13 protein-coding genes are annotated in these 16,294 nt (G+C 46.0%); 10 read left to right on the forward strand and 3 right to left on the reverse strand.

Annotation, left to right across the window (positions count from 1 at the left end):
• Positions 1 to 1,115 precede the first annotated feature (1,115 nt).
• From K6Q96_RS23155 to K6Q96_RS23170, 4 genes are all read left to right on the forward strand, one after another.
• Positions 1,116 to 2,345 carry a hypothetical protein gene (locus tag K6Q96_RS23155; RefSeq protein WP_251880532.1) on the forward strand — a complete coding sequence of 410 codons (1,230 nt, stop codon included), beginning with the start codon at positions 1,116 to 1,118 and terminating at the stop codon, positions 2,343 to 2,345.
• A gap of 54 nt (positions 2,346 to 2,399) precedes the next feature.
• Positions 2,400 to 4,280 carry a hypothetical protein gene (locus K6Q96_RS23160; protein ID WP_251880534.1) on the forward strand — a complete coding sequence of 627 codons (1,881 nt, stop codon included), beginning with the start codon at positions 2,400 to 2,402 and terminating at the stop codon, positions 4,278 to 4,280.
• Positions 4,281 to 4,345: 65 nt separating this feature from the next.
• Positions 4,346 to 5,209 carry an SDR family NAD(P)-dependent oxidoreductase gene (locus K6Q96_RS23165; protein WP_251880535.1) on the forward strand — a complete coding sequence of 288 codons (864 nt, stop codon included), beginning with the start codon at positions 4,346 to 4,348 and terminating at the stop codon, positions 5,207 to 5,209.
• Positions 5,210 to 5,225: 16 nt separating this feature from the next.
• Positions 5,226 to 6,332, forward strand: a complete 1,107-nt coding sequence (locus tag K6Q96_RS23170) for a flavin monoamine oxidase family protein (RefSeq protein ID WP_251880537.1) — start codon at positions 5,226 to 5,228, stop codon at positions 6,330 to 6,332.
• 10 nt (positions 6,333 to 6,342) lie between these two features.
• Here the strand turns inward: K6Q96_RS23170 and K6Q96_RS23175 are convergent, their stop codons facing one another.
• Complete coding sequence (locus tag K6Q96_RS23175) at positions 6,343 to 6,726, reverse strand: DUF805 domain-containing protein (RefSeq protein ID WP_251880539.1); 384 nt, start codon at positions 6,724 to 6,726, stop codon at positions 6,343 to 6,345.
• Positions 6,727 to 7,186: 460 nt separating this feature from the next.
• On the opposite strand from K6Q96_RS23175, the gene K6Q96_RS23180 reads away from it, so the two are divergent.
• From K6Q96_RS23180 to vctC, 4 genes are read left to right on the forward strand one after another with little or no spacing between them, the layout of a single operon-like run.
• On the forward strand, positions 7,187 to 8,098 hold the full coding sequence (locus K6Q96_RS23180) for a siderophore ABC transporter substrate-binding protein (RefSeq protein ID WP_251880541.1): 912 nt from the start codon (positions 7,187 to 7,189) through the stop codon (positions 8,096 to 8,098).
• 45 nt (positions 8,099 to 8,143) lie between these two features.
• Entirely contained in the window at positions 8,144 to 9,079 is a 936-nt protein-coding gene (locus K6Q96_RS23185; RefSeq protein WP_251880543.1) for an ABC transporter permease, read from the forward strand.
• 10 nt (positions 9,080 to 9,089) lie between these two features.
• The gene (locus K6Q96_RS23190; RefSeq protein WP_251882381.1) at positions 9,090 to 10,022 is read left to right on the forward strand and encodes an iron chelate uptake ABC transporter family permease subunit; all 933 of its coding nucleotides are present in this window, start codon (positions 9,090 to 9,092) and stop codon (positions 10,020 to 10,022) included.
• 1 nt (position 10,023) lies between these two features.
• Positions 10,024 to 10,779, forward strand: a complete 756-nt coding sequence (gene vctC / locus K6Q96_RS23195; RefSeq protein WP_251880545.1) for an iron chelate ABC transporter ATP-binding protein VctC — start codon at positions 10,024 to 10,026, stop codon at positions 10,777 to 10,779.
• A gap of 14 nt (positions 10,780 to 10,793) precedes the next feature.
• On the opposite strand, the gene K6Q96_RS23200 is transcribed toward vctC, so the two are convergent.
• Positions 10,794 to 11,699: a helix-turn-helix transcriptional regulator gene (locus K6Q96_RS23200; RefSeq protein ID WP_251880547.1), complete on the reverse strand. Its 906-nt coding sequence runs from the start codon at positions 11,697 to 11,699 to the stop codon at positions 10,794 to 10,796.
• A 197-nt stretch (positions 11,700 to 11,896) separates the two neighbouring features.
• On the opposite strand from K6Q96_RS23200, the gene K6Q96_RS23205 reads away from it, so the two are divergent.
• Positions 11,897 to 13,897: a TonB-dependent siderophore receptor gene (locus tag K6Q96_RS23205; protein WP_251880549.1), complete on the forward strand. Its 2,001-nt coding sequence runs from the start codon at positions 11,897 to 11,899 to the stop codon at positions 13,895 to 13,897.
• 62 nt (positions 13,898 to 13,959) lie between these two features.
• On the forward strand, positions 13,960 to 14,250 hold the full coding sequence (locus K6Q96_RS23210; RefSeq protein ID WP_251880551.1) for a DUF2218 domain-containing protein: 291 nt from the start codon (positions 13,960 to 13,962) through the stop codon (positions 14,248 to 14,250).
• A 60-nt stretch (positions 14,251 to 14,310) separates the two neighbouring features.
• Here the strand turns inward: K6Q96_RS23210 and K6Q96_RS23215 are convergent, their stop codons facing one another.
• Positions 14,311 to 15,903 (reverse strand): BCCT family transporter, encoded by a 1,593-nt coding sequence (locus K6Q96_RS23215; RefSeq protein ID WP_165015477.1) that lies wholly within the window; start codon positions 15,901 to 15,903, stop codon positions 14,311 to 14,313.
• Between the last annotated feature and the right edge of the window lie 391 nt (positions 15,904 to 16,294).

The raw sequence follows: 16,294 nt of genomic DNA on the forward strand, positions 1-16,294 counted from the left end.
CCAGTGTCATCAAACCGTGATTATCGGTGACTGACAGAGTGGACTTTACAAAACCTACTTACTCGAACAGCAACATCAGGATTACCTATTACTGGCAGCACGGGAGCACTTTAACGAGGCACGGACTGTAGTGATTCATTTTCACCTCCTAGTTTAACGCGTGAGTAAACCTTGAATTGATTGTAAATCTCAATAAATATCAACAAACAATCCAAATTGACGGCTTGCTAGTTTGGTCATTCAATGAGTTTTCCTGCTGGGTAGATGTTAACAGCGTTGTTATGTCACTAAAGATGGTAGAGTTTATATCACATAAAAGGGCTTCTCTGCCGATGATGTGAGTTCAAGTATGTTTCAATTCTTCTGACTCGGCTCTTCAAACTAAAAACCGATCTGTTCTCAATGTCTGGGTTTCTTTTGAGAAAGAAATCCTACACGCCGTTCAGTCAAAAATGACTATTCCTTGGAAAACTTCTCTCGATTTCGGTACATTTATCATGTGTAATCCTCGAAAATTCAGATACCTAATCACAAGCCTTTATTCAAAAATTCACCACAGAGAATAAATCATCCTATTTTAATGCCATAAGCTAGCACTTTAACCATCCTTATATTCTTTTTACCATATAGATCACATCCGGGTTGAGTATTTCACACTAGGCAAATAACCATATTATCTATCATGTGTAATCTCATAAGATAACTTCACGCCAGAGAAATGTCCCTACTTATTATACAGGTTAACGTCATAATATAATCTTATACCAGATATAACATACACTTAAGAAACAAACATAGAGAAAGCTAAAATAAATTAACTTAAGTAACAAATACATTAGCGATATATTATTAATTAATATCATTGTATTTTATTTTCAATTGAAAGTACCACTTTTGGATGAGAGGGCATTTCGGCATAGTTTTTCTTTATAGTGAGGGAATTTCTGTTCACTACACTAGAAAACCAATGAACAGGTTAGCTTTGAAATATAACGCCATATCTAGTTCATATACAAAACCATACTTTCAATGACAATTCGCGGAGTAGGCTTGAAAATAAAAAGCCAAAAAGAGAGATAAGAATTAGAACGCCAAACATTCATTATCAAATATTAGTGGACTTATATATTTTTAATCTTTTTAAACCTGTAGATTGTAAATGGAGCGAACAAACAATGTACTCACCATCTTTTAAAAGACTTAAATCAGGAAAGATTTTCGCAGGAGCTCTACTAGCCTGCTTTTCAACTCTCTCCTACTCCGCCAGCCATAGTATTACTTGGAACGATATTGGTGATCCTCTTTGGGCTCAAAATCCACACCTAATTGGTGTAGGCGACCTTAGTCCTAGGGAGCGTATCTGGGCAGCATCTGATATTGCTTCAAGATCCGACAAAAGCGCCTCGCTAAGTCAACGCATTTCAACTCAAGATGGCACTTGGCTTAATGGTAATCGTCACCGCGCCTTTGATCTCTATCTAGAAAGCGATATTACCCCCACCGACTCCGACGCAAAGGGTGATTTAATACAAGCGCTTATGGGAAACGAAAGTACTGACGGTAAAAATTACTGTAAAGCATTTCTTGATCTTCCAGGCGGTTTAGATGGAGTATGGAATGGCGGCTGGGCAGGACACTCAGCTGCCATTTCTGTTGGTGGAGGTTCTTCCCCTTCAACGTCAATTAGCTTAACCTTGGCTACAGAGTGTGACCCTGTTCATAACGGCTATGGGTTCAACGTTGCATTAGGTGCCTCTCTTTCAAACCCCTTCTTCGATGCAATTGAATTGATGCAATATGCACTTCCCATCAAATTCACTTTTAATGCTGGTGTAGGCGCTAATATTAAATACGCAATGGGTGGCGGTTATACTGGTTGGTTTAACTCCGTTCCTCATCCTATTTATATCAATAACAGATGGCGCACTCCAGAGTATGTTTACAACACCGTCTCATTCAACGGATGGCAAAATTTTTCAGTTGGTGTGGCAGTCGGCGTGGGAGTGACCGCTAACTTAACGGGCACAGTAAACACTATTTCAGCATCAATACCATTGCGGATTGAGGGTGGTCTAACCAGAGATAATAATCCTAAAAACTGGAAGTTTTACGTTCATGCCAATGGGAAAGCATCGACTAAGGCATTTGGTGGCAACATAATAGGTGCAGTTAAGGCGGGCTTCCCACCTTGGACTATCACATTGTACGCCGCGACTTTAATGAGCTGGAGTGGTTATACACTTGGAGAAAGAGTTTGGTTAGATGAATATATCAAAGGAAAAATTGTTATAGATAAGAATGATCCCCGTATTTCAAGACTGGGTAGTGTTCGAAGCATAATATAAGGTCTGATATACGATAAGGTGCCGTTTATTCGGCGCCTTTATTGAGGTATGAACATGAAAATAAAATTTATTCTCCCAGTTATCGTTCTATTTCTTATCGCCATGAGCTTCACCTACTTAAGTTTGGAAGGCGCAAAAAAACAGGAATCAATAGACATATCTGAAAATTCAGAAGTCAAAATAAATGAAAAACCTTTATCGTTATCTAATGAAAACTCGAAGAGTACGCAGCAACCTACTCCCTTTAAAAAAAATTCAACCCCAAATTTTATTGGATATGTCGTTAATTTAAAAAATACAGCGAAGCTCGATTTTGGCAAGGAAAGTAACTCACCACCTACTGAGGCAATGCTCTCCTTTGAAGTTGTTTTCGAAAACCAAGACATTGGAAAGCGCAAAAGACGGGGGATATTAAGGAACTTTAGGGTCACCACTCCCGACAAGGCAGCCTCACCCAGTGACGAAAATGAAATAGGGTTTCTATACGCATACAAAGCTCCACAACTTTACACATCCATAGATATGCTTGGGCTTTCAAGAGAACACCCCTTAGGTTCTGCGGCCTTTTACATATCAAACCTCTCTTATAGCCCAAACGATGAGCCAGTAACCATCAAAGAGGCATCACGTTCAGCTGTTTATCAATATCAAATTGATGGAGCATCAAACACAGTCACACGACGATTATTAGATATCCTATACACCGATCAGTTCGAATTGGGTTCGATTGTAGACGACATCAAAGACTCATGGTCGGGTCAAATAGGTGACGATGGCCTTCTAACAGAAGCTAACGTGAATTTGTCCATGCAAGGGAACGTTTCTCTAGACATGTCGCACAACTCATCTTCTATCGCGGAAAACAATAAAATACAGATTGGCATGACCATCGTAGGCAGCTACCAAAGATTCGATCCTGGATATGTCGAATTTAAAAATGAGCTGTTTACATTTAATGCTAACGCACGATTCAATTCAGATTTAGAATCCTATGCCGCCAAAGAGGATATTTCTAACGATGAGCAATACTACGAGGCACTCAGTGGGTTATCAAACTCACTCTCCTATACAGAGTCTGTACGCGTAGGTCAGTACCTTCTTAACTTCAAAACATTGTCAGAAATAAAGTCAATGTTAAGTGATGAAGCACTTTCTCCATTAGAGCGACAAGCCATATTGATGGCAATACAAGATGCTAACCAACCCGAATCTGAGCAATACCTTGGGAATATTATCAACGATCCAGATGTTCCTTACAGATACAGAGCTGCAGGTATGGTGAACCTGGCACACCTCGACGGAGCGACAGATATCGCAATGGAAGCATTCAAGGAGGTCATCAAACGAAATGATTCTCCGATGCTGAGCGAGACTGCTATGTTCAACATTGGTAATCTCGCAAATAATCAAACGGCTTTGCGTCAAAGTGGTATTGATATGGTCTCAGCGGTATTACAAAGCGATACCTTGTCGAATAGAGAACGGCTAATAGCACTCAAATCCGCCGCCAATATTGATGATGATGTTTTCACCCCCACGTTCATAAAGTCGATGGGTTCAGATCATCCTTTTGAGCGAAATGCCGCCGTAGAGGGTGCGCTGTACCGTCCCGATGGAAGAGCTGATGCTGTTGAGCATCTTCTGAACGAGGAAAAAACTGTCGTACTGACCACAGCCTCTCGTTTTTTCAGTACCAATGAAATGACGTTTATTGAGCAAGGCCAGTTTTACAACCGTCTGGTCAAAGAAGAATCTGACAATAAGCAGTCAGCATTGGCGACTATTCTGCTTGCAAATGAAAAGCAACGGCCTCAAATGATATCAAAATTAGAGGAGCTTGCTCTAAATACAAATAAACCAGGTCTTACGAAAATTTTAGACATCTACCAGCAGCAGACTTTAAGCGAATCAACGTTTCCTGATGTTGGAGGATAGATAAGCTTTCACAATGTAGTATGAAAGACACATAAATTTAGTTATCCCCCAAACAATAAAAAGCGATGGATTTCATCACCTATGAAGGATTGGGGGATATTCTAAAAACCACTCGTATTTCTCTTCATCGATTCAATGCCTATTTTTTCACTCACACAAGAAATACTACGCCACTGACTTACCAATACTGCCTCGCTAAACGCCAGCATTACGTTAGCATCTACTCCATTGAACCTGTGTTGATGGAAAACGCAATGACAACATCCAAGGGAAAACCTCTAGCAGTGATTGCCGGTTATGGTGAGGGGCTGGGTGAGGCGATTAAATACACTTTCGAAAACGATGGTTTTAAAGTAGTTACCATCAGTCGTTCTGGTGGGATGATAATTGCGGACACAACAAATGCCAATGATATCAACCGCGCATTTGGACAGATTGATGCACTTCATGGCACACCGGATGTCGTGATTTGCAACACCGCAATGCTCACAATCGAGCGCTTCCTTTCAACAACACCAGCAAGATTTGAAGAAACTTGGCGCACGTCCGTAATGAGTGTTTTCAATATCTCACAGGCGGTGATTCCAATGATGATAAAGCAAGGCGGTGGTACCTTGCTGGTAACGGGAGCAACAGCAGGTATCAGAGGCAGCAAGAACTTTAGCGCGTTTTCATCTGCAAAATTTGCCTTACGCGGGCTCACTCAATCGCTCGCAAGAGAGTTCCAGCCACAGCGCATCCACGTTGCCCACGTGATTATTGATGGAATTTTGTGGTCACCGAAAAGTCGCGAGCGCTTCCCGGCCCTTCAATACGAGAACGCCATCGAGCCAAACGAAGCCGCCAGTGTGTATCTTAACTTAACCAAACAGCCTGCCAGCGCATGGACTCAGGAAATGGATATTCGCCCATATAACGAGCTGTTTTAAACAAGGAGGCATGATGATGAACAAGTATCCTCAAACCGTCATTGTCGGTGGCGGACTAAGCGGACTTTATGCCGCCTATTTGCTAGAGCAACAAGATCACGATTACATGGTGTTAGAAGCACGGGATCGTTTTGGAGGACGAATAGTCTCAGCGTCATCGGATGCACAGGCAGCCAGAGTCGACCTCGGCCCCTCCTGGTTCTGGCCGAACATCAACCCGCGTATTTCCAAATTAGCCGAAGAGCTCAGCATTCGCAGCTATAAGCAACATGGTGACGGGCACTATCTTGTCGAAAAAGCCCGGGGCGCGCCACCACAGGCAATCAATGTTGGGTATGACATTATGCCTGACACCTACCGCCTTGAAGGCGGAATGCAAGCAATGGTCGAAGGCTTACTGGAAAAACTTCCAGCGGAAAAACGGATTGCAAGCAGCAAGCTGACAGAAGTTTCGCTGAACAATGGCACTTACACCCTGAGCTATGAGAAGTCGGGGGAGACCAGAACGCTACAAACACAAAACATTATTTTTGCGATGCCACTGAGATTGATTGCACGCACAGTGAGTTTTAATCCATCATTGAGCCCTGCTCTGATGAATACTTTTGACGGCACAGAAACCTGGATGGCAGCGCATGCTAAAGCCGTATTTATCTATAACAAACCTTTCTGGCGCGACAATGGGTTTTCGGGTTCAGCTTCAAGCAATGTAGGGCCTTTAGTAGAAATCCATGATGCTTCGCCGGAGTTAAATGGTCAGCCCGTATATGGCGCAATCATGGGCTTTATGGGCATTAACGCCGCAGCGCGGAAAACCGCAGGCGATGAGACATTGAAAAAACTCATTCAACAGCAACTTGTCAGGTTGTTTGGGCCAGATGCGGAAAACCCGATTTCAATTCAGTATGTGGATTGGTTTCAGGAAAAGTACACGGCCACGAACGATGACATGGCTGTAATGCATGGTTTGTATGGCTTTACCCAACAAGATGAGAATCACCCAAACATTTTCTTTGCTGGAACCGAAGCCTCCCGCGCTTATGGCGGGTATCTGGAAGGCGCTTTAGACTCTGCCAACAAGGCAGTTGAAGCACTAATGACAAAATCCCTTCAATTTTCCTGAAGGGATTCGGTTAGATTCCGCTGCTAAATATACCGATAGGGTCGCAACCATAACGGTTGCTTCCTTTGGTGCCACGTAACAAGGTAAACACTAGAAACACCAAAGGACCCACAACAGGCACGACAACAACCAACCACCACCAACCTGACTTGTTGATGTCGTGAAGGCGTCTAACCGTCACAGTAATAAAGGGGATGAGGGTAACAGCAAACCAAAGTGGTGCAGCGTAAAAGTCTGTTAACTGGAACGCATACACCCCGACCTCAGCGACATCAATCCCGACGCAGAGAGCTAACACTATATTTTGAATGAGGAAGAATCCCCAAAACTCTCGTCGTCTAGCCCTGCCTGAAAATTTCGCGTAATTCCAAAACGCGGCAAACAGCCATTTCATTCGAGTATATCCTTACTTCTCTTAGGCTTATTCGAATTTTTTTGTAAAGCCGTGACTGTACCCAAACAACCTAGAACTCAAAGATATTGAGGCCAACTATAGGTGGCTTGGGTATTGCTTTTTAAACGCGGGTTTAAACTATCAAAAGCTTTTCCTTGGTAGGTGAACTCACTACACAAAAATAGTGTTCCAGACTTTATTTACGAAGAGATTATCATTTCTGAGGCGCATTTCTCAGGCATAAAAAGTCACAAGTTTTACTGAGACCATTCTGAGGCTCCCGCCAAGCCCATCATGTACTCATATCCGTATTTCTAAAAACCCATCACCGTCGCAACTTTTCCCAATCAAGATCCTGAATAACGCGCCTTTTGACGATATGCAGTTGAATAAGCAGAAACTCGAATGTATATTGCGAACGATTTTGATAACCATTTTCATTTATGAAAAGGAGCAATAAATGAAAACTTTTATCCAGGCAGCACTGCTTTCATTAGTCACTACCTCCGCAGTGGCTGCAGACTCAGTTGTTATTGAACACCGTATGGGAAAAACCGAAGTTCACGGTGTACCTGAGCGTGTTGTCGTGATTGGTCTCGGGTCTCTGGATGCCGTGAATGCACTGGGTATTGACCCTGTCGCCGTTTCAAAGACATTGCCACAGGTCCCAACTTACTTAGAAAAATTCAAAGACGATAAATACGCCAACGTCGGCAGCCTGTTCGAGCCAAACTTCGAAGAAATCTACAACCAGAACCCAGACATCATCATTGTCGGCCCACGAAGTTCACCAAGCTTCGACGAGCTATCTAAAATCGCCCCAACAGTGGTATTCGCTGCAGACAACTCAAAAGGCTATTGGGACGCGACTCAAGAGCAATGGCGCAACCTGGGCAAAGTCTTTGATAAAGAGGCATTGGTTGAAGAAAAAATCGCAGCCATGGATAAAGAATTCAAAGCCATCAGTGATTACAACCAGACCAATGGCGTAGATGCTCTGACTATCATGAGCGCAGGTGGCAAATTGTCTTCATTCGGTGCTGATTCTCGCTTCTCTTCTATTTACACAGACTTCGGTTTCAAAGAGTCCGTGCAAGGCATCAAGGCAACGACTCATGGCGATATGATCTCGTTTGAATTCATTCGCGAGTCTGACCCGAAAACATTGCTGGTGATTGACCGTGATACTCTGATCAATCCAGCTGATAGCGAAACCCGCGAACAGTTTGATAACGATCTGATCAAAGCGACCCAAGCCTACAAGAACAACAAGATGACCTATCTGGATTTGAATGCTTGGTATTTGTCTATGTCTGGCATCACTGCGACTGAGCAAATGATTTCTGACATCAAAAATAGCGTTGACCTGTAAGCGACTGCCCTAGGGTCTGTTGACCTTAAGAAACTGAGGTATACCTTGTTAAAGTTGTTGTTTCTTTTGGGCTTGCTGAGTCTGATATCCCTATTTGTCGGTGTCAGCGAGCTATCTCCTGCCCTTTTATTGGCAGGAGATAGCCAAACGCTCGAGCTTCTCTTCACCAGCCGCCTTCCCCGTTTGCTGTCCATCGTGCTCGCCGGTGCAGGCTTAAGCATTGCAGGTCTGGTGATGCAGCAAATCAGCCAAAACCGGTTTGCTGCGCCTTCCACCACAGGCACCATTGAATGTGCCATGCTCGGCTATATGCTTAGCCTTGTGTTTTTCGGCAATGGTAATCAACTCTGGCTGATCTTTTCCGTTTCCATTTTTGGCACCTTGCTGTTTGTTACCCTTATCCAACGCATCCAATTCCGCAATGCTGTATTTGTGCCGCTGATTGGCATTATCTACGGCAGTATCATCAGCTCATGCTCCACGTTCCTAGCGTATAAATATGATGCCCTGCAAATGCTAAGCAGTTGGACAGTCGCCAACTTTGCCAGCATTTTGAAAGGTGATTATGAGCTTCTATATATCGCCCTGCCGATTGCAGCATTCACCTATGCCTACGCCGCGCGGATTTCTGCTGTCGGCATGGGACGTGATTTTGCGGTTGGTCTTGGACTGAGTTACAGACAGGTGTTAGTGATTGGCGTAATGCTGGTTTCCATTCTGTCGGCGAGTGTTGTGATGATTGTGGGCGCCCTGCCCTTTATCGGTTTACTTGTGCCTAACCTTGTCAGCATTTTCTATGGCGACAACCTTCGCAAGAACATTTCCCGCGTGGCGATTGTCGGCGCGCTTTTGGTGCTTGCCTGCGACATTGTCAGCCGCTTAATCATCTTCCCGTACGAAATTCCGGTTTCCATGCTGGTGAGTATTTTGGGTGGGTTGGCCTTTATCTATCTCATCACCAAAGGGCCAAAAAGTGTCTGATACAAAGAAAATGTGGGCAATGGCTATGACAGCCCTTGTCTTTTCCGCTCTGTTTATCTGCATTGGACTCACGGCCACGAACTATGGGTATTTCCTGTCTCGCCGTGTCCCGAAAGTGCTGGCAATGGTACTGGCCGGTATTGCAGTTGCACAGTCGTCGTTGGTATTCCAAACCATCACCCATAACCGCATTCTCACACCAAGCATCATGGGGTTTGATTCCCTGTATGTGCTGACACAGACACTGCTGGTTGCGGTGTTTGGTGGCTTCAGCTTTTTCCTGATCAACACCTACATTAACTTCGCCATTGCAGTGACCATCATGGTGGGGTTCTCGCTACTGTTGTTTGGCTTCTACTTTGGCAAGGAAGGCCGCAACCTGATTGTGTTGCTCTTGATTGGCCTTATCCTCGGGCAGGTATTTTCAAGCACCGCCTCGTTTTTCACCATGCTAATGGACCCGAACGAGTTTCTGGTGGTGCAAAGCAAGATGTTTGCGAGCTTTAACAACATCAAGATTGAGTTGGTGTATTTGTGCTTGCCACTTTTGCTGATAGCCAGCTTCCTGCTCTACCGCATGCACCGGACATTAGATGTGTTCTGGCTGGATAAGGACAACGCCATCAGTCTGGGTGTTGATGTGCAGAAAACTACACGTAAAGCGCTGATTCTCTCCGCTGTCCTCATCGCCATGTCGACCGCATTGATTGGCCCTGTCATGTTCTTTGGCCTGTTGGTCACGAACCTGACCCGAGAACTGTTCCGCTCCTATGAACACCGCATTTTACTGGTGGGATGTTCGTTGATGTCCATTTGCACCTTATTGGTCGGCCAATGGGTGGTAGAAAACCTGTTTAAGTTTGATACCACGCTAAGTGTTGTCGTGAATTTCGCCGGAGGAATCTACTTCCTCTGGATGCTGCTGAAAAACCGAGTTGTTTAACATGATCACCTTAAAAAACCTGACCAAAGCTTTTGGTAAACAACGCGTCGTAGATGAAGCCTGCGGCGAATTCGAGAAGGGTAAAGTGACCGCCATTATAGGTCCAAATGGCGCGGGGAAAAGCACCCTGCTTTCTATGGCAAGCCGCCTCGTTACTCCAGATGGTGGCCATGTAGTGATAGATGGCAAAGCCATCACCGAATGGGATACAGGTGAACTGGCAAAGCGTCTTGCCGTGCTTCGTCAGGCGAACTCAATCACTATGCGCTTTACCGTGCGCGAACTAGTCTCGTTCGGTCGTTTTCCCTACTCAAAGGGAAACCTGACCACCGAAGACAATAAAGTCATCGATAAAGCCATTGATTATCTGGATTTGAAGTCATTGGAAAACCGTTATCTTGATGAGCTAAGCGGAGGTCAAAGGCAGTTGGCGTTTATTGCCATGGTCATCGCGCAAGACACAGACTATGTGTTCCTTGATGAGCCTCTGAACAATCTCGATATCCGCCACTCACTGAGCATCATGCGAACCATTCAACGTTTGGCACACGAAATGGGGAAAGCCGTGGTTATCGTCATCCACGATATCAACTTTGCAGCCTGTTATGCCGACCACATCATCGCGATGAAGCAAGGCAAAATCGCCACCAATGCCGCAGTTGATGACGTGATTCAGGAAGCGGTTTTGGAAAACATCTACGACACGCCATTTACTATTGTCGAAGCCAACGGCAAGAGAATGTGTCTTTACTACTGAGGGCGTATGCGCCCTCACTTTTTACTGAGCAGCGCCTTGGGGGACACACCAAATTCACGTCTAAATGCTGCGGTGAAATTGGAGGGATGTTGATACCCAGCCTCATACGCTGCTTCAGTAATCCCAACCAATCCCCTCTCTAGTTGCTGGCGAGCGATTTCCAAGCGACGCTGGCGAACATAGCCTTGAACAGTCAGATCGAGGTTTGCTTTAAATAGACGCTGTAGCTTGGACACGCTGATTGCGAACTCGCTCGCTAGGCTTTCCAGCGTTAACGGTTGCTGCAATTGCGTCTCAATATGCCCCACAATGTTTTCCACCGTAGGATTGAGCCGGCTTGCAGTCTCTGGCACTGCATTCTCACCTGTCTGCATCTCAGACATTTCTAGCTCGCTCAGTACATGCAAGGCAAGTTGATGTATCAAACTTTCTACTGCCAGCTTTTCCCCAAAGGTTTCCGGCGTGCCAGCTTCGACCAGCTGATTGGCGATGGTCAACACCTTCTCATTCACATGGATCTTCATGTGTGCCTGATGTGTGGAAAGCAGGCGAAGCATTTCACTGTGCTTATCAGCGCGCTCTCTAACCCAATCTGGCTTGAACATCACATTGATCTTTCTCACCGGGTTTCCTTTGCGAATAGCGCGACGAAAATGAGCAGGACGAGCCAAATTAACCAACACCGCTTTGGGCGTTACATTGGCGTCTAATTCAAATTGCAGTTCGTCGTATCCAAAGCTGAGTTGTCCCTCGAGAAGCAAGGTCAGAATTAATGAAGAGGGAGCCGAGGAGACAATATTAGAATCATGCAGCTCCATGCTTGTACCACCATGCATGGCAATGCCATCACCATATTGGTAAGCAACGAAGTTTCCCTCCAATAGCGCCTTAGATTGACCACGATTTTTGGAAACAATCATTTGTTTCTCCGTCAGCTCAATTTTTTCAGCTAACGCAACTTTCGTAGGTTTCTGACGAGGACGACGACCCGGTTCCATCTTTGACCTTTCCTCATAACAGCTAGGCGATTTCGCATAAGTGATCGCACTTCATCACTCGAGTGCAAAACCATACCATAGCTGCGAATCATTATCATTTGTATTTGGATGTCATTGTCATGGAATTGAAGATCACTGCCGCTTTCAAACCCACAGCCCTTGCGTCAGCCGTCATGGCTGCACTCAGCACACCTGTCTTGGCCGAAACACAGGCCGAAGAAGAAATGGTGGTATGGGGTACCCGCGTTACGAGTAACTCTGAGCAACTGCTGTCTGACGATTTCGCTTTGAAGCAAGCTGACCATATGTCTGACCTTCTGCGCGAAATCCCGGGGGTTGACGTGGGTGGAACCCATTCCGTTAACCAACGCATCAATATTCGTGGTCTCGGCGAGGACGATTTGGATATTCGTTTGGATGGCGCGTCTCAGCACGCCAACATGTTCCACCACATCGGTAACTTAACGCTTAACCCCGACATTCTGAAATCTGCCGACATTCAAGTCGGAAATAACTCTGTTGTTCAAAATGGTCTCGGTGGCTCGGTCTACTTTGAAACCAAAGATGCGTTGGATTTGCTTCGTTACGACGAAAACTACGGTTTACGTGTCCACGGTGGTTTAGCCTCCAACAAGAGTCAGCAGGGTTCGTTGACAGCTTACGGTTTGCTTACCGAACACATCGATATGATGCTATACACGCACCTCATCAGTAGAGACAACTTTGAAGACGGGAATGGCCAAGAGACTTTTGGCTCTGAAGGTGACGTTCTCAATGGCCTATTTAAAGTTGGCTACCAGATTAATGATGAACAACGCCTGCAGTTTGCCTATGACGCCTATCGTGATGAAGGTGACTACAGTGTGCGCCCTGATATGTCCGGCGATGCCAACCAGATCTTCTCCGGTGACTCCCTGGTTCCAACCAAATACGACCGCGACACTATAACCCTGAGTTACAAACTCTCTGGTGAAGCACACAATGGCAAGGTCGCTCTTTATAGCAGCAAGACTGAGATAGACCGTGATGAGTCTGTACTCGCACCTCAATGGCGTCCAAACCGTACTTCACGTAACAAAGCAGACAACCATAACCTCGGCCTGAACATTCAATTCCAGTCAGACTTTAAACTGGCAGGACTCGAAAATACCCTCACTTACGGCACTGATTACATCGACCGTAATACCACCAGCTCATACGGTGGTGAACAGTTCATGGATGAAACCACCATCTCTACTGCCATCTTTGTAGAGGACAACATAGCAGTCACTGATTCCATCACCTTAGTGGCAGGACTTCGTTATGACGATTACCAGCGTAAAGCAGAAACCAGTGATACAGATTACGACGACATCACATGGTCCTTGGGGGCCGAATGGGCTGTTTCCGAGGAGTGGACACTCTTTGCGAACACACGCTCACTGTTCAAAGGTCCTGAACTGCTGGAATCCTATATTCGCTATCAGGATGTGACATTCCTGGCAGACGATATTAAACCCGAAACAGGCAGCAACACCCAAGGTGGTTTTAGATTCGCAACTCAACATGGTGCACATCAGTTTGGCGCGAATGCCACTGTATTCCAGACAAAAATCAACGACTACATCGCGGAGTCATATAGCCGTACAGATGACAATTATCTGATTGAGAATATTGGCGATGTTAAGCTGGAAGGCTTTGAAATTAGCTCAACCTACGCCTATCAAACCTTCTCAGGCAAGCTCTCTTATTCACGCTCAGACATCGAAAACGTCACTACTGGCGGTCCTGTTCTGGCAGGTAATGGCCGTAGCATGGACACAGGTGACACTATCGTGCTGGCATTGAATTACTACTCCAGTGACATTGAAACTCTATTCGGTTGGACAAGCTTCTTTGTGCAAGACGAGGACAATGTGCAAGACGGCCAACCTATCAAAGAGGGTTATAACGTTCATAACCTTTACGCGCAATGGGCTCCATCTTCAGTGGATTCCCTAACACTGACCTTCGGTATTGATAATGTCTTTGACGAACTATACGTAGCACACGCCTCACGTTCAGGCGAAGGCCGCGGCGCGACATTTGATGACTACGAGCCAGGCCGCAACGTCAAGTTGTCTGCATCTTACCAATTCTAACTTTTTCACTCTTGAGGGCGGAAAGCGTCTTGCTTCCGCCTCACTTTTTTTTGGAGACACGTATGAAAAAGGCGATGACAGAAATTGAATCTGAACATGCCGCAAAGTACCTCGTTACACTTTGTCGGCACTTTGCACGAAAGGTATCAGCTGACTGGGATGAGAAGTATGGCGAAGTGAAATTTCCTGTCGGCACCACCAAATTTGCCGTGAATGAGGAAGAAACAGCACTCACCATTCAGTGTGAAGCGGATGACGACGAGAAGCTTGAGATACAGAAAGCGATTATTACCGGCCATGTTGATCTCTTCTCTCGCAGAGAGAAAATCCAGCTAAACTGGACCTGTGCCTAGAAAGCAAAGATACGTAAAAAGAAACCCGCATCAGGCGGGTTTCTTTTTCATTTATCGATATTATGCAAACTGCTTTCTTCGCAGCTCTCGCGAAAGCCCTATGTAAAGACTCACGCACATCACCAGCAGGAATACCGCAAACGGCAGACCTGTAGAGATAGTTGCCGCTTGGAGCGCACCTAAGCCGCCGCCCATTAGAAGGGCAATTGCCGCCAGGCCTTCGATGGTACACCAGAAGATACGCTGCGAAACCGGCGCATCAATCTTGCCACCCGCCGTGATCGTATCGATAACCAGTGAACCGGAATCTGACGAAGTCACGAAGAAGATGATGGTCAGCACCATGCCGAAGAAGCTGATCACTGCAGTGAACGGTAAAGCTTCAAACATCTTGTAGATAGAAAGCTCAGGCTGCCAGTTACCATTGGTGATCAGGTTAACCACGCCCATATAACCGCCATCCATTTGATCCAGCGCGGTTGTGCCGAAAGTGGTCATCCACACAATACACACGATGGTTGGCGCAATCAGTACCGCCAGAATGAACTCACGTACGGTACGGCCGCGCGATACACGCGCGATGAACATACCAACGAACGGTGACCAGGATACCCACCACGCCCAGTAGAAGGTCGTCCAACCGTGGTAGAAGCCAGAATCTTCACGACCCACCCAGTTAGACAACGCAGGCAACCAACTCAGGTAATCAACGGTGTTGCTGACAATGCCCGAGAAGATAAGTGCCGTTGGACCCACCACCATCACGAATACCATCAGCATGGCTGCCATCACCATGTTGATTTCACTCAAACGTTTCACGCCGCCGTCCATACCACGGTATACCGAGACGAGAGCAGCAATGGTGATAGCCAGAATCAGGATGGATTTGGTTTCAATGCCTGAATCGATACCGAACAAGTAGTTAAGGCCTGCGGCAATTTGGTTTGCGCCGATACCGAGGGACGTCGCCAAACCGAACAAGGTCGCCAATACCGCCATGATATCGATGATGTGTCCCCACAGACCCCAAACACGATCGCCAAGCAGCGGGTAAAACGCTGAACGTAATGTTAGCGGCAGATCTTTGTTGTAGTGGAAGAATGCCAAAGCCAGACCGACAACGGCGTAGATTGCCCACGCATGGAAGCCCCAGTGGAATATCGCCGCTGCAGTACCAATGCTTCGTGCATCATCGGAACCGGCTTCTAACCCCAAAGGAGGTGTTAGAGTGTGGTTCATCGGCTCAAGCACACCATAGAACATCAGGCCGATACCTACGCCCGCGGAAAACAGCATTGCGAACCATGCTGGGTACGAGTAATCCGGTGTTGCTTCTTCGCCACCCAATCGAATTTTTCCGACAGGTAGGATTGCCAGCACTAAACAGAAGATAAGAAAAAGGTTGGCTGAAATCACGAAGAACCAGTCGAAGGATTGGGTGATAGCGGGGCGCAGCCAACCGAAGAAATCGGCCGCTTGATCCGTAAAGATCAGTACACCCAATACAAACACCACCACCATGATGGCGGAGATAGGGAAGACGGGATTATGGAAATCTAACCCCAGGAAGTTCACGTTGTCCTGACCTACCTGATAGTCCGTGTTGTATAGGTCGTCATCATTTTTGTTTACTGTTGTCGTAGGCTCTGTCATAGCATTACCTTTTAAAACGCCCTGCTTCATCTATGAAGTAGAACGGATAGAGAAAATTGCCATCTGGACAAAAGGACCAGAGGGCCTGAGGACAAGGTGTGTTGCTGCGCGGTCGGTGTATGCTCACCAATCCAACAAATGCAGAACGAACACCCCTGTTAAGATGGGCTTAATTGAAAGGGGAACCTTTTGTGGATCCCCTAAAAACCTATTTGGCGCAGGGCCTAGCCTGCTCGATCCGCAAAAATCCACAATCGAGCATTGGGGCAAAAGCGTAACATGGCAAGTTCCAAGACAAGCTGTTCAATTTAGAGAAAGAAAGCAAAAGCCGCCGCAACCTTCCTAGCTATATCGAGAAGAAAGGTCTCATCTTTGGCGATTGGCGAGCCAA

It is taken from the genome of Grimontia kaedaensis (genome assembly GCF_023746615.1).
GTDB lineage: Bacteria > Pseudomonadota > Gammaproteobacteria > Enterobacterales > Vibrionaceae > Enterovibrio > Enterovibrio kaedaensis.